The sequence below is a fragment of the Mycobacterium sp. 852002-51961_SCH5331710 genome, from assembly GCF_001665535.1.
In the GTDB taxonomy this organism is placed as follows: domain Bacteria; phylum Actinomycetota; class Actinomycetes; order Mycobacteriales; family Mycobacteriaceae; genus Mycobacterium.
In genome coordinates this window covers 101,912-119,444 of sequence record NZ_LZSQ01000117.1, presented here as the reverse complement: position 1 = coordinate 119,444, position 17,533 = coordinate 101,912, and the positions used below count along the sequence as shown (strand labels likewise).

Sequence of the window (17,533 nt, the reverse complement as noted above, 5' to 3'; positions counted from 1 at the left end):
CATCGCCGAACGAGGAAGCATTGCCTATCCGCCAGGTAAGTACCGGCGCGAGGCTAACGCTTGTTGACCGATCCCGCGTCGACGGGAAGCGCGACCCCGGTGATGTAGCGTGCGGCGTCGGACACCAACCACGCCACCGCGTTCGCGATGTCCTCGGCCTGCAGCACCTGCACCGGCAGCGCGTTGCCCATGTCCTGCGGGGTCTTCTCCGCGATGCTGCCCAGCCACTCGCGGGTGGCCTCGTTGTTGATCATCGGGGTGTCCACACCGGCGGGATGCACCGAGTTGACCCGGATGCTGTGCGGGGCAAGCAGGTTGGCGTACAGCCGCATCAACCCGACGATGCCGTGTTTGGCGGCGACGTAGCCGATCGCGCCGGGGTCGTCGCTGCCGACGCCGATCAGACCCGCGACCGAACTGGTGAGCACGATCGAGCCGCCTTCGCCGTGGGAGAGCAGCGCCTCCTTCGACACCTCGACCGTGTGGTGCACGCCGGTGAGGTTCACGTCGATCACATCGCGCCATCCGTCGGCGCCTGACTGCATCGGCGCGATACCGGCGTTGGCGACGACGATGTCGAGGCGGCCGAACTCGTCGACACCGGCCTGCAACGCCGACGCCAACGCGTCCTGATCGCGAACGTCGGCCTGCCGCGCCACTATTCGCGCGCCGGTGTCCTCGACCAGCTTCACGGTCTCGGCCAGGTCGTCGGCCGTCGCCAGCGGATAGGGCACCGAGGCGATCTGGTCGCAGAGGTCGACGGCGATGATGTTCGCGCCCTCGGCGGCCAGTTTCACCGCCTCGGCACGACCCTGGCCCCGCGCCGCGCCCGTGATGAACGCGACTTTGCCTGCGAGCGCGGGCATCAGGACCGCAGTGCGCCCTTGCTCGGGTCTCCGGCGACGACCGGCTGCAGCATCTTGATGTCGGGCGCACCGTCGAGGTGCTCACCGACGGCGCCGAACAGCTCACCGATGGCCGGAGCGGTGCTGTGCGTCTTCAGGGCGTCCTCGTCCGCCCACTGCTCGACGAACACGAAGGTGCCGTTCGCCTCGTGCAGCGCGTAGAGCTCGCAGCCGGGCTCCTGGTGGACCGCCTCGATGGCCTTCTTGCAGGCGTTCCGCACCGTGTCTACGGATTCGGGTTTGGCGGTCATGGTGGCGACAACGACAACGGGCATCGGCGGGGGACTCCTCGGTGAGTGCCTTGCTGGACGAGTGCACAGCCTACTCACCGACACCCGCGACCCTCAGACCACGTCTATCCAGATCGTGAATGCCACGGCGAACACCGCGACGAGGACGAGACCGACCGCGTTCGCTGCGCCGATCCGCGGGACCTCGGTGCGGTGGATGCGCAACTCCCGCGCCAAGAGGAACAACGGAAACGTCACGCTGATCGCGATGAGGAGCGAGGCGATGACATACACCCAGACGAACCGGATGCCGTGTTTGCGCGCCTCATACACCATGAAGATGATCGCGGCGAGCCCGAACAACGCGATGTCGGCGGTGATCGACCGCGACGCCGGGTTGACTTTGGTGTCTTCTGAGAACACGCGCAGGAAGTCCGCCCCGCGGTCGAGATAGGCAAGGTTCTGGCTCCAGGTGGCGATCAGCGCGACGACCGCGATGGCGCCATAGGCGGCACAGAGCACTTTGGTGGCGGTCGGCAGGGCCGCCGACGTCTTGGTTTCGGTCATTTCCGCACGGTAAGTCGCAAAAGGGCATCAATCGATACGGATCTGTTACCCGTGTGGCAGATGGTGAATCTGGGGCTGGAGCGACTAGGCTTACAGGCATGCCTAGTAAGACCGCCGCGCGCTCTGGAACCCGTTCGACCAGGTCAAAACAGGGTGCGCGCTCCGGTGGCCGGGCGGCGCCGCGGCGTAAGCCGGCACCGCGGCGGACCTCGTCACCCATTTCGTCGGCGGGCGCCTCGGTCGGTCGCGGAATGCGGGCGGGCTGGCTGATGCTGGCCAAGGGCGCCGGTACCACCGCACGTTCCGTCGGTCGGGCCCGCGATCTGGAACCGGGTCACCGGCGCGACGGCATCGCCCTCGCGCTGCTGGGCCTGGCGGTGATCGTCGCGGCGAGTTCATGGTTCGGCGCCGCCGGCCCGGTGGGTGACTGGCTCGACACGTTCCTTCGGATGCTGATCGGCGCCGCCGTCGTGCTCGTCCCGATCGCGCTGGCCGCCGTCGGCATCACGCTCATGCGCACCGAGCCCGATCCGGACGCCAGGCCGCGGCTGATCCTCGGCACGGCGATGATCGCGTTACCCGCGCTCGGACTGTGGCATCTGTGGGCCGGTTCGCCGCAGGATCCCACCGCGCGCCAGCATGCCGCGGGCTTCTTCGGTTTCGCGATCGGCGGCCCGCTGTCCGACGGGCTCACCGCGTGGATCGCCGCGCCGCTGTTGTTCATCGGTGTGTTGTTCGGCGTATTGCTGGTGACCGGCACCACGATTCGCGAAGTGCCGTCGACGGTGCGGGCCATGTTCTCCGCGCGGGGTTACGACGAATACGACTACGACGACTACGACGACGAGGACACCGCCGTCATCTCCGAGTCCGACGACTTCTCCGACGGCTACTACGACGACCCGAAGGCCTACGGCGACGACGCCGAACAGGCGTGGCCGTCGGGCACCCCCATGGAGAACTATCCGCTCTCCGACGAAGCGCCGACGATTCCCGAACCGACCGCGAAGAGCCGCAAGAAGAAACCGAAACAGCCGACGATGACGCTGGACCGCGTCGTCGACGGGCCGTATTCGCTGCCGCCGCTCGATCTGCTGATCGCGGGCGATCCTCCCAAGCGCCGCAGCGCGGGCAACGACCGGATGATCGAGGCCATCACCGAGGTGCTCGACCAGTTCAAGGTCAACGCATCGGTGACCGGTTGCACCCGCGGGCCGACAGTCACCCGCTACGAGGTCGAACTCGGACCGGGCGTCAAGGTCGAGAAGATCACTGCGCTGCAACGCAATATCGCCTATGCGGTGGCGACGGAAAGCGTCCGCATGTTGGCGCCCATACCCGGCAAGTCCGCCGTCGGCATCGAGGTGCCCAACGTGGACCGCGAGATGGTGCGCCTGGCCGACGTGCTGACCGACCCGGCCACCCGCGGCGACCACCACCCGCTGGTCATCGGTCTGGGTAAAGACATTGAGGGCGAATACATCTCGGCGAACCTCGCCAAGATGCCGCACCTGCTCGTCGCCGGCTCGACCGGTTCGGGCAAGTCGAGCTTCGTGAACTCGATGCTGGTGTCTCTGCTGGTGCGGGCCACCCCGGAGGAGGTCAGGATGATCCTGATCGACCCGAAGATGGTGGAACTGACGCCGTACGAGGGCATTCCGCACCTGATCACGCCGATCATCACCCAGCCGAAGAAGGCGGCCGCCGCGCTGGCGTGGCTGGTGGAGGAGATGGAACAGCGCTACCAGGACATGCAGGCCTCGCGGGTGCGCCACATCGACGACTTCAACAAGAAGGTGCGCTCGGGCGAGATCACCGCGCCGCTGGGCAGCCAGCGCGAGTACAAGCCCTACCCGTACATCGTCGCGATCGTCGACGAGTTGGCCGACCTGATGATGACCGCCCCACGCGACGTCGAGGACGCGATCGTGCGCATCACCCAGAAGGCGCGCGCGGCAGGCATTCACCTGGTGCTGGCCACGCAGCGGCCCTCGGTCGACGTCGTCACCGGCCTGATCAAGACGAACGTACCGTCGCGGTTGGCGTTCGCCACGTCGTCGTTGACCGACAGCCGCGTGATCCTCGACCAGCAGGGTGCCGAGAAGCTGATCGGTATGGGTGACGGGCTTTTCCTGCCGATGGGCGCGAACAAGCCGATCCGCCTGCAGGGCGCGTTCATCACCGACGACGAGATCCACGCCGTGGTGGAGGCGACCAAGGCGCAGGCCGAACCGGAGTACACCGAGGGTGTCACCAACGCCAAGACCAACAGCGAGCGCACCGACGTCGACCCGGATATCGGCGACGACATGGACGTTTTCCTTCAGGCGGTCGAGCTGGTGGTGTCGAGCCAGTTCGGGTCGACGTCGATGTTGCAGCGCAAGCTGCGCGTCGGCTTCGCCAAGGCGGGCCGGTTGATGGACCTGATGGAGACCCGCAACATCGTCGGGCCCAGCGAAGGTTCCAAGGCGCGCGAGGTTCTGGTCAAGCCCGACGAATTGGCGGCGACGCTGGCGTCGATCCGCGGATCGGACTCCGGCAGCGACGACGACGAGTGATCTGTGCACATCTAGGAGCGCTCAGCGCAACAAGAGGTGCACAGATCGCTAGAGGGTCAACAGCATTCGGGTGTTGCCGAGGATGTTCGGCTTGACGTAGGACAGGTCGAGGAACTCGGCGACGCCGGTGTCGTACGAGCGGCACATCTCCTCGTAGACCTCGGCGGTGACGGGTGTTCCGTCGATCTCCCGAAACCCGTGCCTGCTGAAGAACTCGATCTCGAAGGTGAGCACGAAGATCCGCTCGAGGCGCAGTTCGCGCGCGACGTCGAGCAGTTTGTCGACGATCGCATGCCCGACGCCCTGGCCCCTGACCTTCGGATGCACCGCGACGGTGCGAACCTCACCGAGGTCCGACCACAGCACGTGCAGCGCGCCGCAGCCGATCAGTTCGCTGTTGTACTCGGCGACCCAGAACTCCTGCACCGACTCGTAGAGCGTCACGAGATTCTTCTCCAGCAAGATCTTGCCGGAATAGATGTCGACCAAGGATTTGATGGCGGGAACATCCGAGGTTCGCGCACGCCGCACGACGACCTCGCCGGATTCTGCGCTCACACGTGGAGAGTATCGGTTCGAGCAACCGATATTCTGTTGCGGTGTCGGGCCAACCCCATATCGATCCGCTGGTCCCGCGCGCCCGTGTAGCGAACATCGCAAATGTGCTCACCGGCGTGCGGATGGCGTTGGTTCCGGTTTTCCTCGCCTTCCTGTTCGTCGGCGACGGGCATGAAACGTTCTGGCGGATAGCCGCATTCGTGGTGTTTACCGTCGCGGTGATCACCGACCGGTTCGACGGGGCGTTGGCCCGCAACTACGGCATGGTGACCGAGTTCGGCACACTCGCCGACCCCATCGCCGACAAGGCGCTCATCGGCGCGGCACTGATCGGGCTTTCGATGCTGGGCGACCTGCCGTGGTGGATCACGGTGGTGATCCTCATCCGCGAGATCGGCATCACCGGGCTGCGGTTCGCCGTGTTGCGCCACGGCGTGATCCCGGCAAGCCGCGGCGGCAAGCTCAAGACGCTCGTGCAGGGGGTGGCGATCGGCCTGTTCGTGCTCCCGCTGTCCGGTGCATGGCTGGCGGTTGCCTGGGTCATCATGTGGGCCGCGGTGATCCTCACCGTGCTCACCGGCATCGATTACGTCGTGTCCGCGATCAGGGACTCCCGTGGACGACCCGCTCGTCAGTGACGACGCCCGCGCGCTGATCGCCGACCTCACGGTGCGCGGGCAGACGGTCGCCACGGCCGAGTCGCTGACCGCGGGCCTGCTGGCGGCGACGCTCGCGGGCGTGCCCGGCGCCAGTGTCGTGCTGCGCGGCGGCCTGGTCACCTACGTCGAGGACACCAAGGTCTCGCTGGCGGGGGTGGCCCGCGAAGTGCTCGACGAGGTGGGCCCGGTCGCGGCGCCGACCGCGCGGGCCCTGGCCGTCGGCGCCCAGCAGCGCTGCGAGGCGACCTGGGGTGTGGGCCTGACCGGCGTCGCCGGACCCGAACCACACGGCGGGCACGCCGTCGGGACCGTCTTCCTCGGCATCGCCGGACCGGTTCAGACCGACGTCGTGGAACTGCGACTAGCCGGTTCGCGATGGGACATCCGGCTCGCGGCGGTCGGCGAAGCCGTCGCGCGCCTGCGCTCCATCGTCGCCGGACAGTGATCTGCGCCATCCGGGAACCAACCGGCCCGCTCTCAGCGTTGCCCTAATGGATCCCAGAAAACGACTCCGAAGGGAGAGCACGATGACGGCATTGCTGCGCGAGGTGATCGGCGACGTGCTGCGTCGTGCCCGCGTCGACCAGGGACGCACCTTGCGCGAGGTGTCCGACACCGCGCGAGTCAGCCTGGGCTATCTCTCCGAGGTCGAACGGGGCCGCAAGGAAGCCTCGAGCGAACTGCTCAACGCGATCTGCGGAGCGCTCGACGTCCCGCTCTCGCAGGTGCTCTTCGACGCCGGTCAGGAAATGGACCGCGAGGAGCGTGCCGCCTTCGCCGGAGCCGCCAATATCGACGCCACCACCAAGGTGGTCATCCCGCAGGTCGTGTCGATGGCGGTCGCCTGACGCACTCGTGCGCTGACGCGCGACCCGAGTGACTGTGGTGATACGCGCTGACCCGATAGATTGGGCAGCACGGTAAGCCGGGCCGGCGAGTCCGAGACAACGACACGAAGGCGGAGTGAACTGACATGGCCAATCCGTTCGTCAAGGCGTGGAAGTACCTCATGGCGCTGTTCAGCTCCAAGGTGGACGAATACGCCGACCCGAAGGTGCAGATCCAGCAGGCCATCGAGGAAGCCCAGCGCCAGCATCAGGCGCTGACCCAGCAGGCGGCCCAGGTGATCGGCAACCAGCGTCAGCTGGAGATGCGGCTCAACCGGCAGCTGGCCGACATCGAGAAGCTCCAGGTCAACGTCCGCCAGGCGCTCACCCTCGCCGACCAGGCGACGGCCGCCGGCGACGCGGCCAAGGCCACCGAGTACAACAACGCCGCCGAGGCGTTCGCCGCGCAGCTGGTGACCGCCGAGCAGAGCGTCGAGGACCTCAAGGGGCTGCACGACCAGGCGCTGCAGGCGGCCGGCCAGGCCAAGAAGGCCGTCGAGCAGAACGCGATGATGCTGCAGCAGAAGATCGCCGAGCGCACCAAGCTGCTCTCTCAGCTCGAACAGGCCAAGATGCAGGAGCAGGTCAGCTCGTCGCTGCGCTCAATGAGCGAGTTGGCGGCCCCGGGCACCACGCCCAGCCTCGACGAGGTGCGTCAGAAGATCGAGCGCCGCTATGCCAACGCGATGGGCGAGGCCGAGCTGGCGCAGAACTCGGTGCAGGGCCGGATGATGGAGGTCCAGCAGGCGAGCGTGCAGATGGCCGGGCATTCGCGGCTGGAGCAGATCCGCGCCTCGATGCGCGGTGAGCAGCTGCCTGCCGGTGGTAACGCCGCGGCGCAGCCCGCGGCCCCGGCGGCCAACCCGCAGCAGGCGACGCCGGAAAACCCGCTGTCGCAATAGCCGAAGAGGAACCCGTGAGTGCGCAGACGAGTCGGCCCGAGCCGTGGCGCTCGCTGATGCAGCGAGGCCTTCAGAACGGGATCGACACGGCCGCCGAGTGGTCCGATGTGCTGGCCGACAAGCTGAACGCCGCCGCCGACCCGCGCGCGAAGCTTCTCCGTAAGCGGCGGTGGGCGCTGCGGCTCACGGTGTTCTTCACAATGTCGTCCATGTTCTGGATCGGCGTCACCGGGCTGGTGGCCGCGTGGGACGTTCCGGCGTGGGCACTGCTCATCCCGTCACCGATCGCCGTCGGCGCGGCCTTCCTGGCGACGCTGTCGTTCCTGCGGTATCGCTGGCTGCGACGCGAGCCGTTGCCCCCGCCGCGGTCGCGTGCCACCCGCCGGCTCCCACCGCGGGGTTCTGCCGCACGTCAGTCGATGGCGGCGCTGGCGTCCTCCGAACGCGGGTTGTTCTCGCTGCTGGGGGTGATGGAGCGCGGTCGGATGCTGCCCGCCGACGAACTCCGCGAGCTGACCGCCGCGGCGAACCAGACGGCGGCGACCATGGCCGCCACCGCGAACGAAGTGGTGTCGATGGAGCGGGCGATCCGTGCGACGCCGCAGTCACGCGCCCACCTGACCCCCACCATCCGGGCGTTCACCGCACAGCTCGACCACGGCGCGCATCAGTACGGCGAAATGGTCAATGCCGCAGCGCAATTGGTGTCGGCCGCGAACACCGGCCCGACGTCCACGTCCCCGATGTGGCAGCAGCGTTACCGCGACGAGCTGTCGAACGCCACCGACCGCCTCGTCGGCTGGGCCCAGGCGTTCAACGAACTGGGCCACGTCCGCGGGGCATAACCCTCCTACATGGTCGGCCGCAGCGACGGAACCACCGTCGCGACCAGCCCGCGCACCGTCGCCTTGACGAAGTCGAGGGTGTCGAAGTAGTCGCGCCACAACGTGATTCGGCCGGCGTGCACCTCGAACGTCCCGCACACCCAGAACTGCAGGCGTACCGGCCCGAAGATCAGCGCATCGGTGCGTTCGGTGAGCACGGAGTTGCCGTCGGCGGCGACGCGGTGGATCTTCACCTCGAAGCGCGCCCGGCCCTGACCCCGCCGGAAGATGCTCATGATGCGCTTGCGGCCGCGGATCGTGGGGTAGCCGACGTTCTGCCATTCCACGTTGTCGGCGAGTAATCCGTCGGCGGTGTCGAAGTCCTCGTCCTGCAGCGCGTACAGGAACGTCTCCACCGCCCGGATGTTGTCGACGTCGGTTTTCAGTTCGGAAGCCTGGTCGGTCATGCGGCCAGCCTAGTGCCGCGCCGCTGTGGCAGGGTAGGCCCAATGCGCGTCGCGGTCGTCGCCGGACCTGATCCGGGGCATGCCTTTCCAGCGATCGCGCTGTGCCTTCGTTTCCTGGTCAACGGCGATTCGCCCACGCTGCTGACCGGAACGGAGTGGCTCGACACCGCCCGCGACGCCGGCGTCCCCGCCGCCGAACTACTCGGCCTCGACCCGGAGGACGCCGACGACGACGCGGATGCCGGGGCGAAGGTCCACCAGCGTGGCGCTCGGATGGCCGTGCTCAACGCGCCGCAGATGCGCCGGCTCGCGCCGGACCTGGTGGTCTCCGACGCCATCACCACCGCGGGCGGCTTCTGTGCCGAACTGCTCGGGCTGCCGTGGGTCGAACTCAACCCACATCCGCTGTACCGGCCGTCGAAGGGGCTTCCGCCGATCGGCAGCGGTCTCGCGCCGGGAGTCGGTGTCCGCGGTCGACTGCGCGACGCGGTCCTGCGCGCCCTCTCCGCGCGGTCGTGGCGGCAGGGCATCCGGCAACGCGCGGCCGCGCGGGTGCAAATCGGGCTGCCCGCAGCCGATCCCGGCCCACGCCGGCGGTTGATCGCCACGCTGCCGGCGCTGGAGGTGCCGAGGCCGGACTGGCCTGCCGAGGCCGTGGTGGTCGGCCCACTGCACTTCGAGCCGACGACGGCGACGCTGGACATACCCGCAGGCGGCGGACCGGTCGTGGTGGTCGCGCCGTCCACCGCGACGACGGGGGAGGGCGGCCTGGCGAAGATCGCCCTGGCGACCCTGACACCGGGAAAGGTGCTGCCGCCACAGTCGCGGGTCGTCGTGTCGCGCCTCGGCGGCACGCAGGTCGCGGTGCCGCCGTGGGCGGTGGTCGGGCTGGGACGGCAGGACGAGCTGCTGTCGCACGCCGACCTGGTGATCTGCGGTGGCGGTCACGGCATGGTGGCCAAGACGCTGCTGGCGGGCGTTCCGATGGTCGTGGTCCCCGGCGGCGGCGACCAGTGGGAGATCGCGAATCGTGTTGTGCGGCAGGGCAGTGCACAGCTGGTGCGTCCGCTCACCGCGGAGGCGCTGACCAGCGCGGTGCGTGAGGTGTTGGACACACCACGGTACCGGGATGCGGCGCGGCGGGCCGGGGCGACGGTCGCCGACGTCGAGGATCCGGTACGGGTGTGCCATGAAGCACTGCGGAGCCCGGCGTAGTTTGGGCCCCGTGCGGTTGACGGAATTTCATCAGCTTGTCGAGGAACAGTTCGGCTCGGTGCGCGGCGCGTCGCTGCTCGTGGACCACGTGCTGAGCGGGTGCGACGGGCGCACGGCCGCACAAGCCATTGAGGACGGCGTGGAACCGCGGGACGTCTGGCGCGCGCTGTGCTCGGACTTCGACGTCCCGCGTGATCAGTGGTGAGCCGCTAGCGGTTGTCCTCGGTGCGACCGGTGCCCGCGGTGTGCGACGGGCGCGTGGCGCCGTCTTCGCCCGAGCCTTCCGGTTTGGCCGAGGTCTGCCGGCCCTCGTACGGGGGGACCTCGGGTTTCACATCCTTAGGCGGTTCGTTGGTGAATCCCGTCTGAAAGTCCGGCTTTCCGCCGTCGTCGTGGGCGGGAACGGATTCGTCGCCGCGATAGGTGTCCGACGGGCGGTCCGCGGGGCCGCCCGAGGGTTGATCGGATCCGGTTCCGCGCTTTCCTCGTTCCTCCGGCTCTGTCATGGCAATCACTCCTCACTTGTCGCCGCGGATCGGCGGCGACGCATCGACGGCCTCAGGCGCGCTGACCCAGGACCAACGCCGTTTCCCGGTGCAGCCGGCCGAAGTTGTAATACGCCGCGCAGGCGCCCTCGGGGGACACCATGCACGTCCCGATCGGTGTCTCCGGTGTGCACGCTGTCCCGAAGACCTTGCACTCCCACGGTTTGATGACACCCTTGAGCACCTCGCCGCACTGGCACGCCTTCGGATCGGCCACCCGCACACCCGGCATGGCGAAGGTGCGTTCGGCGTCGAAGTCGGCGTAGTCGGGGTGCAGGCGCAGCGCGCTCTGCGAGATGAACCCCAGCCCCCGCCACTCGAAATGCGGTCGCAGCTCGAACGTCTGGGCCATCAGCTTGAGCGCCTGGGTGTTTCCCTCTGGGCGTACCACCCGCGTGTACTGGTTCTCGACCTCGCAGCGGCCGTCGCGGATCTGCTGCAGCAGCATGTGCACCGACGCGAGGATGTCGAGCGGCTCGAATCCCGCCACCACAATGGGTTTTCCGTACACATCCGGGACGAACCGGTACGGGCGCAGCCCCACCACCGTCGAGACGTGTCCGGGCCCGAGGAATCCGGACAGGCGCAGGTCGGGAGACTCCAGGATCGCCTTGATCGGCGGAACGATGGTGACGTGGTTGCAGAACACGCTGAAGTTGCCCACGCCCAACGCTTTCGCCCGTACCAGCGTCACGGCGGTGGACGGCGCGGTGGTCTCGAAGCCCACCGCGAAAAACACGACCCGTTTGTCCGGATTGTCGAGCGCGATCTTGAGCGCGTCCAGCGGCGAGTACACGAACCGCACATCGGCGCCGCGGGCCTTCGCTTCTATGAGGTTGCCCCGCGATCCCGGCACCCGCATCATGTCGCCGAACGTCGTGAAGATGACATCGGGCTGCTCGGCCAGCCACATCGCGTCGTCGACGCGTCCCATCGGGATGACGCACACCGGGCATCCGGGCCCGTGCACCAGCTCGACCGTCTCGGGCAGCAGATGCTCGATACCGTGGCGGTAGATGGTGTGGGTGTGGCCGCCGCACACCTCCATGAACTTGAACTCGTCGTCGCCGGCGAGGTCGGTGATGGATCTGACCAGCGCGCGTGCGGCGGCCGGGTCGCGGAATTCGTCGACGAATTTCATGGCTTGCCCCTCAGGCGATTTCGGACGAGTTGAACGCTTCGATCTCGGCGGCGTAGTCGGCGCCCATCTTCTGCACCTGGTCGAGGGTGAGCGTGGCCTCGTGCTCGTCGATCTTGGCCATCGCGAACCCGACGTGGACCAGTACCCAGTCGCCGACCTGCAGGTTGTCGTCGGCCAGCAGGCGCACGCTGATGGTTCTGCGGACGCCGTTGACGTCCACCTTGGCCAGCGACTCTTCGGTGTCGACGATGTCGACCACCTGACCGGGAATGCCGAGGCACATGTCGGTCTCCTCTCAACAGATCCGCGGCAGGGGATCGCCGACGAGCATGTCGACAATCCTGCTACCGCCGAAAGACGTTCTTAGCGCGACGATTCCGTGAGGCTCGGGGACGATCTCGCCGACCACCGCGGCCTGTGCGCCCTGCGGGTGGCCGCGCAACGCGGACACCGCCGCATCGGCCTCGTCGGCGGGCACGACGGCGACGAACTTGCCTTCGTTCGCCACGTAGAGCGGGTCGATGCCGAGCATGTCGCACGCCCCGAGCACCTGCGGCAGGACGGGCAGCGTGTCCTCGTCCAAGATCATCGCGAACGGTGCGTCCTTGACGAGTTCGTTGGCCACTGTGCCCACCCCGCCACGGGTCGCGTCGCGCATCCACCTCGTCGACGGCGCCGCGGTCAGCAGTTGCTCGACCAGTTCGTGCACCGGCGCGGTGTCCGAGGCGATGTCGGCGTCGATGGCCAGATCGCCGCGCGCCAGCATGACGGCCATCCCGTGTTCGCCGATCGTGCCGGACAGCACGACCTTGTCGCCGGGCTGCACGCTGTCGCGGGACAGCCGCCGGCCTTCGGGAATCAATCCCATGCCCGCGGTGCAGATGTAGACGCCGTCGGCGGCGCCCCTGCCGACGACCTTCGTGTCGCCGGTGACGATCTGCACGCCCGCATTCAACGCGGCTTCGCCCATGTCCGCGACGATCTCGCGCAGTTCGGCGATCGGGAAGCCCTCCTCGATCACGAACGCCGCCGAAAGCCACTGTGGGCGGGCACCGGAGACGGCCAGGTCGTTGATCGTGCCGTGCACCGCGACGTGTCCGATGGAGCCGCCGGGGAAGCGCCGCGGCGACACCACGTAGGAGTCGGTGGAGAAGGCCAGCCGTTCGCCCGACGGCGTCAGCACCGCGGCCGCGTCACCGAGTTGTTCGAGTTCATCGTTGCGGAAGGCCTCGAGGAACACCGCGTCGACGAGCGCTGCCGACGACTTGCCGCCCGCCCCGTGCGCGAGCGTCACGACATCGTCGAGCAGCCGCGGTCGTCGCTGACGGAACTTGTCGATCCGTTCCAGCACCCGGTCTTCGCGTTCGGACGCGCTCGCAGCTCGTGTCATGGGGAATGTGCTCCGTTCAGTGCGCGGGCCGAATTGGCGTGCAGCTCTTCCTGGACCACCGACCAGAGTCGGTAGCCGAGCATCGCGTGGCTCTCCTGGATGCGGTGGATGCTCTGCGAGTGGACGGTGAAACAGAAGTCGAGGTCGTCGGCGGCCGCCATCCGTCCGCCGTCGTGGCCGGAGAAGCCCACGGTCAGCAGGCCGCGACGCTTGGCCTCGGTGATCGCGGTCATCAGGTCGTCGGAGTTGCCAGACGTGGACAGCGCGATCGCGACGTCGCGGTCGCGGGCGTGGGCGATGATCTGGCGTTTGAAGATCAGTTCGAACCCGACGTCGTTGCCGAGCGCGGTCACCACCGCGTTGTCGGCGGCCAAAGACCATGCGGCGACCGGCCTTCCGCGCGCCGGTCGGCTGAACAGCGAGGCCAACGTCGCGGCGTCGGTGGAGCTTCCGCCGTTGCCGAACGTGTACAGCCGCCCGCCGCGGCGGAACCGCTCGGCCATCTGCGTTCCGGCCGCGGTCAACGCGTCGCCGTACTCGTCGAGTGATTCCCGTTGCAGTCGAGCACTTTCAGCCGCCTTACCGCGGGCCGATGCCGCGAGATCATCGAGCAGGCTCGTGGCGTCCGTCTCCTCGGACTCGATGAACGGATACAGGAAACCGGTGGCATCGGAGTCGGTCATCGGCTCACCTCCTCGGGCTCGATGCGCGAGATGGCCGCGCCGGCGTGCAGCAGAACGAGGTCGTCGACCGCGACGTCACCGATCAGCGTGACGTCGACCCACTCCTCGCCGTCGGCGGTGCGGACCAGCGCCGAGCTCATCGCATCAACCGGGGACGCCAGCACCTCACCGAGTCGCCCCTCGTCGCTGCACGTCACGCAGACGGTCGCGGGCTCGGCGGATTTGAGCAATCCCGGATGCTCGAAGCAGACGTGTGTCAACTCCCAGAGCAGGTGATACAGCAGCACGAATGCTCCGGTGGCCGGCACCATCGGATCCTCGGTGTCGATCCAGAGGATGTGGTTCGCCGCTCCCGCCGGCGGACGCGGTCCGGACCCGATCCACAACGTCAGGACGCCCCACGCGTCGGCGCGCCGCATCGCGTCGAGGACCGACGGTTCGTTCGCCGATGCCACCGCGATCAGCAGGTCGCCGGGTCGGCTGGCCACCCGCGCCTGCGCGACGGGGTCCGGTTCCACGAGGGCGACGGACGGGAGGGCCCGCTTGCCCATGACCACCGGATGCACGAATTCGACGGCGATGTGGTGGGCGTGTGGTTCCCACTGCGGCGAGATCACCCACAGGGTCGCGCCGTCGTTGAACCGACGGGCCAGATCCAGCGCGGCGGCGGCGAGGTCGGCCGACAGTTCCTCGCCGACATACGGGCGTTGCGCGGTCGTCATCGTGATCCCCCCTGTCCGAGAACGCTGTTCACGAGGTCGAGTGTGGTCAGCGTGGCCGATTCGAGGTCGGCGGCCTCCTCGTCGGTCAACGTCCCACAGATCCAGTCCCAGTGGGCCGAGACCACCGCTCCGTGCGGCGGAGCGGGCGCCAGGGAGAGTTCGCCGCGCTTCCATGCGATCCGCTCGGCGCGCGGCTCGCCCAACGCCAGCCGACCGTGCCGGTACTGCAGTGGACGCGACGCGATCTCCGCCTGGTCGTCGGCGACTGACGTGACACTGCCCCAGCGGATGCGGCAGGCCTGCATGACGCCCACCGCGGTGTCGGCGTCGCGCCCCAGGAACTTGACCCAGGGGTAGACGACGAAGACGTGAAAGCTGTGGTGCGCCAGGACGTCGGAGGTGGTGGGCACCGCGTCGAGCATTCCGGTGACCTGACCGGTGAACGCCGCGCGCAACCGTGCCAGCAGATGACCGGGGTCCACCTTGGACAGCGCCGGACCACCGATCCAGTAACTGTGGACGACTTCGTCATCGAGTGCGTCGGATGCCCCGAGGGCTTCGGCGATGGCGCTCAGGTACGGCCAGGCCCCGTCGAACTCGCGTGCGTGCGAGGCCAGACCGGAGGATCCGCCGCCGTCGGCCGGACCGCAGTAGCCGAGCTCGTTCGGCGGGTAGGCATAGCGGCCGAACACCGTGCGGCCGTCCGCGCCGTTCATGATGCGTTCCCCACCAGCAACTGGCCCAGGGCGATACCGCCGTCGTTGGGTGGCACCGTGCGATGGGTCATCGCGTCGATGCCCCTGTCGTGCAGCCCCCTCAGGGTCGATTCGAGCAACAGCGCGTTCTGGAAAACACCGCCGGACAGGGCCACGGGCCGCGACGAATCGGCGTGTGTGGATGCGAGTTCGACGACGAGTTCGGCGACCGCGCGGTGGAACCGGGCGCCGATGACCGACGAGGACACCCCCGCTCGGAGATCGGCGACGATGGCGTGCAGTACAGGCGCGGGATCGATCACCGCCGTCGGGCCGGATGCGTCGACGGCGAATGCGTAAGCGGTTGCGCCGCATTCGGTACCGCGTGAGACGCCCTCCAGCTCGATGGCGGCCTGGGCTTCATAGTCCACGACGTGGCGCACCCCGGCCAGCGAGGACACGGCGTCGAACAACCGGCCCATGCTGGAGGTCGGCGCGCAGCCGAGGCCGGTCTCAAGTTGTCGGGCGAGCGTTTGACGCTCCTCGGGCGGACAGGCCGAGACCGGAGGCAGATCGGGATCCCACGCGATGTCAGCCGACCACAGGTGCGCCAGGGCCATTCGATAAGGGCGCAGAACGCTGACGTCGCCGCCGGGGAGGGGGACGTACTTCAGATGTGCGAGCCGCTGGTAGCCCTTGTAATTGGCCAGCAGCACCTCACCGCCCCAGACCGCGCCGTCGGGCCCGTAACCCGTTCCGTCGAAGGCGAATCCGAGCACCTGCGTGGATCCGTCCAGACCGTGTTCGGCCATCACCGCGGCGATGTGGGCGTGGTGGTGTTGGACCAGCCTGACCGGCCGGTCCGCCGCGTTGCGCCGGGCCCACTCGGTCGACCGGTACAGCGGATGCGCGTCGGCTACCAACACCTGCGGCGCGACGGACGTCAGCTCCCGCAGATGACGTTGCGCGGAGTCGAACGCCGACAGCGTCGCCAGATCGTCCATGTCGCCGATGTGCTGGCTCAGCCACGCGTACCGGCCATCCGCGACCGCCATGGTGTTCTTCAGGTCGGCGCCGACCGCCAGCGAGGGCGCTACCGGCACCGGCAACGCCACGGGCAGCGGCGCATAGCCGCGCGAGCGCCGGACCGGCAACTCCGCCGGCTCGGCTCCGCCGTCGAGGGTGATCATCCGCATGACGGAGTCGTCGCAGGACACCAGGATTTCACGGTCGTGCATGAGCCAGCCGTCGACGATGTGTGAAAGCCGTTCCAGCGCAGCGTCATCAGTGAAGCAGATCGGCTCGCCGGCGAGGTTGGCCGAGGTCATCACCAACGCGGTCGGTCCGGGGGCGTCGCCGGGCAGCCCGAACAACAGCGCGTGCAGCGGGGTGTAAGCCAGCAGGATGCCCAGGTCGGGGTTGTGGGGTGCGACGGCCTCGGCGACCGGGGCGCCGTCACGCCGCGGCATCAACACGATGGGGCGTTGAGGTCCGGTCAGCAACCGGGCCGACGGCGCGTCGACCTCGACCAGGTTGCGAGCCGTCGCGAGGTCGGGTGTCATCACCGCGAACGGTTTGTCGCCGCGGCGCTTCCTGCCGCGCAACTCGGCGACCGCACGTTCGTCGGCGGCGTCGCAGGCCAGGTGGTAGCCGCCGATGCCCTTGACCGCGAGGATGCCTCCGTCGGCGAGCAATCGGCGTGCGCGCCCCAGCGCGGATTCGCCGGTCGTGGTGGCGCCCCCGTGGTCGCGGTAGGTCAAGGTCGGACCGCAGTCGGGGCAGCAGACGGGTTGGGCGTGGAACCGCCGGTCGGCGGCATCGTGGTATTCGCGCGCGCAGGCCTCGCACGTGTCGAAGTCCGCCATGGTCGTGGCATGCCGGTCGTAGGGCAGCGAAGCGATGATGGTGAAGCGCGGGCCGCAGTTGGTGCAGTTGATGAACGCGTGTCGGAAGCGTCGGTTGCGTGGATCGCGTTGTTCGGCGGCGCAGTCGGCGCACATGGCGACGTCGGGCGAGGTCAGCGTGCGGCCACCGTCGGCCCGGGAGGTATCGGCGATGACGAAGCCGGTACCGCCCGCCACCGGAAGCGCTTCGGTGTCAAGGTCTTCGATCACCGCCAGCGGCGGTGGGCGGTCGCGCAGCCGGATCAGGAACGTCTCGACGTCGACGGTGTCTCCCTCGACGTCGATCAGCGCGCCCGCGCTGTCGTTGCGGACGCTTCCGCTCAGCCCCAACGCGGCCGCCGTCGTGTACACGAAGGGCCGGAAGCCGACTCCCTGGACCACCCCGCGGACCCGCACGCGCAGCCGGCAACGCGAGGTCACGGCGAATCCTCCGAGCCCGGAAGGGCTTCGCCGCTGCCCATCAACTGCAGACCGGCGAGTGCCGCGTCGGCCCCGGCCTTGTCGGTCTTCTCCACGACGAAGCCCATGTGGATGATGACCCAGTCGCCCGGTGCGAACGTCTCCTCGGGCAGCATGCCGACGTTGACCTTGCGGTGCTCACCCGCGACGTCGACGAGGGCCAACTGGTCGCCGTAGCCCTCCAGCATCGTCACGACCCGCCCCGGAATTCCCAGGCACATC

22 protein-coding genes are annotated in these 17,533 nt (G+C 68.4%); 8 read left to right on the top strand and 14 right to left on the bottom strand.

Annotated features, from left to right (window positions below; genetic code table 11):
* Positions 1-53: 53 nt before the first annotated feature.
* From A5752_RS21855 to A5752_RS21845, 3 genes are all read right to left on the bottom strand, one after another.
* Positions 54-866, bottom strand: coding sequence for a mycofactocin-coupled SDR family oxidoreductase (locus A5752_RS21855; protein ID WP_067090066.1), 813 nt, complete (start codon positions 864-866; stop codon positions 54-56).
* Complete coding sequence (locus A5752_RS21850) at positions 866-1,180, bottom strand: putative quinol monooxygenase (RefSeq protein ID WP_064415008.1); 315 nt, start codon at positions 1,178-1,180, stop codon at positions 866-868. The genes A5752_RS21855 and A5752_RS21850 overlap by 1 nt, the downstream gene beginning before the upstream one ends.
* A gap of 69 nt (positions 1,181-1,249) precedes the next feature.
* Positions 1,250-1,702: a DUF2834 domain-containing protein gene (locus A5752_RS21845; protein WP_067090062.1), complete on the bottom strand. Its 453-nt coding sequence runs from the start codon at positions 1,700-1,702 to the stop codon at positions 1,250-1,252.
* Positions 1,703-1,800: 98 nt separating this feature from the next.
* Between A5752_RS21845 and A5752_RS21840 the strand changes: the two genes are divergently transcribed.
* Positions 1,801-4,260 (top strand): FtsK/SpoIIIE family DNA translocase, encoded by a 2,460-nt coding sequence (locus A5752_RS21840; protein WP_067090059.1) that lies wholly within the window; start codon positions 1,801-1,803, stop codon positions 4,258-4,260.
* A gap of 48 nt (positions 4,261-4,308) precedes the next feature.
* On the opposite strand, the gene A5752_RS21835 is transcribed toward A5752_RS21840, so the two are convergent.
* Positions 4,309-4,818, bottom strand: coding sequence for an amino-acid N-acetyltransferase (locus A5752_RS21835; protein ID WP_197500699.1), 510 nt, complete (start codon positions 4,816-4,818; stop codon positions 4,309-4,311).
* A gap of 41 nt (positions 4,819-4,859) precedes the next feature.
* On the opposite strand from A5752_RS21835, the gene pgsA reads away from it, so the two are divergent.
* The 5 genes from pgsA (at position 4,860) to pspM (ending at position 8,111) form a co-directional block, all read left to right on the top strand.
* Complete coding sequence (gene pgsA, locus A5752_RS21830; protein WP_067090056.1) at positions 4,860-5,456, top strand: CDP-diacylglycerol--glycerol-3-phosphate 3-phosphatidyltransferase; 597 nt, start codon at positions 4,860-4,862, stop codon at positions 5,454-5,456.
* Positions 5,434-5,922: a CinA family protein gene (locus A5752_RS21825; RefSeq protein ID WP_067090053.1), complete on the top strand. Its 489-nt coding sequence runs from the start codon at positions 5,434-5,436 to the stop codon at positions 5,920-5,922. The genes pgsA and A5752_RS21825 overlap by 23 nt, the downstream gene beginning before the upstream one ends.
* A gap of 82 nt (positions 5,923-6,004) precedes the next feature.
* On the top strand, positions 6,005-6,325 hold the full coding sequence (gene clgR, locus A5752_RS21820; protein ID WP_067090051.1) for a transcriptional regulator ClgR: 321 nt from the start codon (positions 6,005-6,007) through the stop codon (positions 6,323-6,325).
* Positions 6,326-6,450: 125 nt separating this feature from the next.
* Positions 6,451-7,266 carry a phage shock protein PspA gene (gene pspA, locus A5752_RS21815; protein WP_067090048.1) on the top strand — a complete coding sequence of 272 codons (816 nt, stop codon included), beginning with the start codon at positions 6,451-6,453 and terminating at the stop codon, positions 7,264-7,266.
* Positions 7,267-7,280: 14 nt separating this feature from the next.
* Positions 7,281-8,111, top strand: coding sequence for a phage shock envelope stress response protein PspM (pspM, locus tag A5752_RS21810; RefSeq protein ID WP_197500698.1), 831 nt, complete (start codon positions 7,281-7,283; stop codon positions 8,109-8,111).
* A 5-nt stretch (positions 8,112-8,116) separates the two neighbouring features.
* On the opposite strand, the gene A5752_RS21805 is transcribed toward pspM, so the two are convergent.
* On the bottom strand, positions 8,117-8,557 hold the full coding sequence (locus A5752_RS21805) for a limonene-1,2-epoxide hydrolase family protein (RefSeq protein WP_067090043.1): 441 nt from the start codon (positions 8,555-8,557) through the stop codon (positions 8,117-8,119).
* Positions 8,558-8,599: 42 nt separating this feature from the next.
* Here A5752_RS21805 and A5752_RS21800 point away from each other — a divergent pair, with 42 nt between their 5' ends.
* Both A5752_RS21800 and A5752_RS21795 read left to right on the top strand, forming a co-directional pair.
* Positions 8,600-9,772, top strand: coding sequence for a glycosyltransferase (locus tag A5752_RS21800; protein WP_067090040.1), 1,173 nt, complete (start codon positions 8,600-8,602; stop codon positions 9,770-9,772).
* A gap of 10 nt (positions 9,773-9,782) precedes the next feature.
* Entirely contained in the window at positions 9,783-9,977 is a 195-nt protein-coding gene (locus A5752_RS21795; protein WP_067090038.1) for a DUF3046 domain-containing protein, read from the top strand.
* Positions 9,978-9,981: 4 nt separating this feature from the next.
* Here A5752_RS21795 and A5752_RS21790 read toward each other — a convergent pair whose 3' ends face one another.
* The 9 genes from A5752_RS21790 to A5752_RS21750 are packed head-to-tail and all read right to left on the bottom strand — an operon-like array spanning position 9,982 to position 17,532.
* Positions 9,982-10,278, bottom strand: a complete 297-nt coding sequence (locus A5752_RS21790) for a hypothetical protein (RefSeq protein WP_067090221.1) — start codon at positions 10,276-10,278, stop codon at positions 9,982-9,984.
* A 52-nt stretch (positions 10,279-10,330) separates the two neighbouring features.
* Positions 10,331-11,458, bottom strand: coding sequence for a hydrogenase formation protein HypD (gene hypD / locus A5752_RS21785; RefSeq protein ID WP_067090035.1), 1,128 nt, complete (start codon positions 11,456-11,458; stop codon positions 10,331-10,333).
* A 10-nt stretch (positions 11,459-11,468) separates the two neighbouring features.
* Positions 11,469-11,741 carry a HypC/HybG/HupF family hydrogenase formation chaperone gene (locus tag A5752_RS21780; protein ID WP_067090031.1) on the bottom strand — a complete coding sequence of 91 codons (273 nt, stop codon included), beginning with the start codon at positions 11,739-11,741 and terminating at the stop codon, positions 11,469-11,471.
* Between the two features lie 12 nt (positions 11,742-11,753).
* Complete coding sequence (hypE, locus tag A5752_RS21775; RefSeq protein ID WP_067090029.1) at positions 11,754-12,848, bottom strand: hydrogenase expression/formation protein HypE; 1,095 nt, start codon at positions 12,846-12,848, stop codon at positions 11,754-11,756.
* Positions 12,845-13,531 (bottom strand): D-sedoheptulose-7-phosphate isomerase, encoded by a 687-nt coding sequence (locus A5752_RS21770; RefSeq protein ID WP_067090027.1) that lies wholly within the window; start codon positions 13,529-13,531, stop codon positions 12,845-12,847. Before A5752_RS21770 ends, hypE begins: the two co-directional genes overlap by 4 nt.
* Positions 13,528-14,253, bottom strand: coding sequence for a HypC/HybG/HupF family hydrogenase formation chaperone (locus tag A5752_RS21765; RefSeq protein ID WP_067090023.1), 726 nt, complete (start codon positions 14,251-14,253; stop codon positions 13,528-13,530). The genes A5752_RS21770 and A5752_RS21765 overlap by 4 nt, the downstream gene beginning before the upstream one ends.
* Positions 14,250-14,969, bottom strand: coding sequence for a DUF6390 family protein (locus tag A5752_RS21760; protein WP_067090015.1), 720 nt, complete (start codon positions 14,967-14,969; stop codon positions 14,250-14,252). Before A5752_RS21760 ends, A5752_RS21765 begins: the two co-directional genes overlap by 4 nt.
* Positions 14,966-17,272, bottom strand: a complete 2,307-nt coding sequence (gene hypF, locus A5752_RS21755) for a carbamoyltransferase HypF (protein WP_067090012.1) — start codon at positions 17,270-17,272, stop codon at positions 14,966-14,968. Before hypF ends, A5752_RS21760 begins: the two co-directional genes overlap by 4 nt.
* Positions 17,269-17,532, bottom strand: coding sequence for a HypC/HybG/HupF family hydrogenase formation chaperone (locus A5752_RS21750; RefSeq protein WP_067090009.1), 264 nt, complete (start codon positions 17,530-17,532; stop codon positions 17,269-17,271). The genes hypF and A5752_RS21750 overlap by 4 nt, the downstream gene beginning before the upstream one ends.
* Position 17,533: the final 1 nt, after the last annotated feature.

What these genes read in the sequence shown, in the direction of transcription:
- A5752_RS21790 (WP_067090221.1), bottom strand. Translation starts at nt 10,278, where the DNA reads ATGACAGAGCCGGAGGAACGAGGAAAGCGCGGAACCGGATCCGATCAA.
- A5752_RS21800 (WP_067090040.1), top strand. Translation starts at nt 8,600, where the DNA reads ATGCGCGTCGCGGTCGTCGCCGGACCTGATCCGGGGCATGCCTTTCCA.
- A5752_RS21770 (WP_067090027.1), bottom strand. Translation starts at nt 13,531, where the DNA reads ATGACCGACTCCGATGCCACCGGTTTCCTGTATCCGTTCATCGAGTCC.
- clgR (WP_067090051.1), top strand. Translation starts at nt 6,005, where the DNA reads ATGACGGCATTGCTGCGCGAGGTGATCGGCGACGTGCTGCGTCGTGCC.
- A5752_RS21840 (WP_067090059.1), top strand. Translation starts at nt 1,801, where the DNA reads ATGCCTAGTAAGACCGCCGCGCGCTCTGGAACCCGTTCGACCAGGTCA.
- A5752_RS21805 (WP_067090043.1), bottom strand. Translation starts at nt 8,557, where the DNA reads ATGACCGACCAGGCTTCCGAACTGAAAACCGACGTCGACAACATCCGG.
- A5752_RS21760 (WP_067090015.1), bottom strand. Translation starts at nt 14,969, where the DNA reads ATGAACGGCGCGGACGGCCGCACGGTGTTCGGCCGCTATGCCTACCCG.
- hypE (WP_067090029.1), bottom strand. Translation starts at nt 12,848, where the DNA reads ATGACACGAGCTGCGAGCGCGTCCGAACGCGAAGACCGGGTGCTGGAA.
- pspA (WP_067090048.1), top strand. Translation starts at nt 6,451, where the DNA reads ATGGCCAATCCGTTCGTCAAGGCGTGGAAGTACCTCATGGCGCTGTTC.
- hypD (WP_067090035.1), bottom strand. Translation starts at nt 11,458, where the DNA reads ATGAAATTCGTCGACGAATTCCGCGACCCGGCCGCCGCACGCGCGCTG.
- A5752_RS21750 (WP_067090009.1), bottom strand. Translation starts at nt 17,532, where the DNA reads ATGTGCCTGGGAATTCCGGGGCGGGTCGTGACGATGCTGGAGGGCTAC.
- A5752_RS21850 (WP_064415008.1), bottom strand. Translation starts at nt 1,180, where the DNA reads ATGCCCGTTGTCGTTGTCGCCACCATGACCGCCAAACCCGAATCCGTA.
- A5752_RS21855 (WP_067090066.1), bottom strand. Translation starts at nt 866, where the DNA reads ATGCCCGCGCTCGCAGGCAAAGTCGCGTTCATCACGGGCGCGGCGCGG.
- A5752_RS21765 (WP_067090023.1), bottom strand. Translation starts at nt 14,253, where the DNA reads ATGACGACCGCGCAACGCCCGTATGTCGGCGAGGAACTGTCGGCCGAC.
- A5752_RS21845 (WP_067090062.1), bottom strand. Translation starts at nt 1,702, where the DNA reads ATGACCGAAACCAAGACGTCGGCGGCCCTGCCGACCGCCACCAAAGTG.
- A5752_RS21780 (WP_067090031.1), bottom strand. Translation starts at nt 11,741, where the DNA reads ATGTGCCTCGGCATTCCCGGTCAGGTGGTCGACATCGTCGACACCGAA.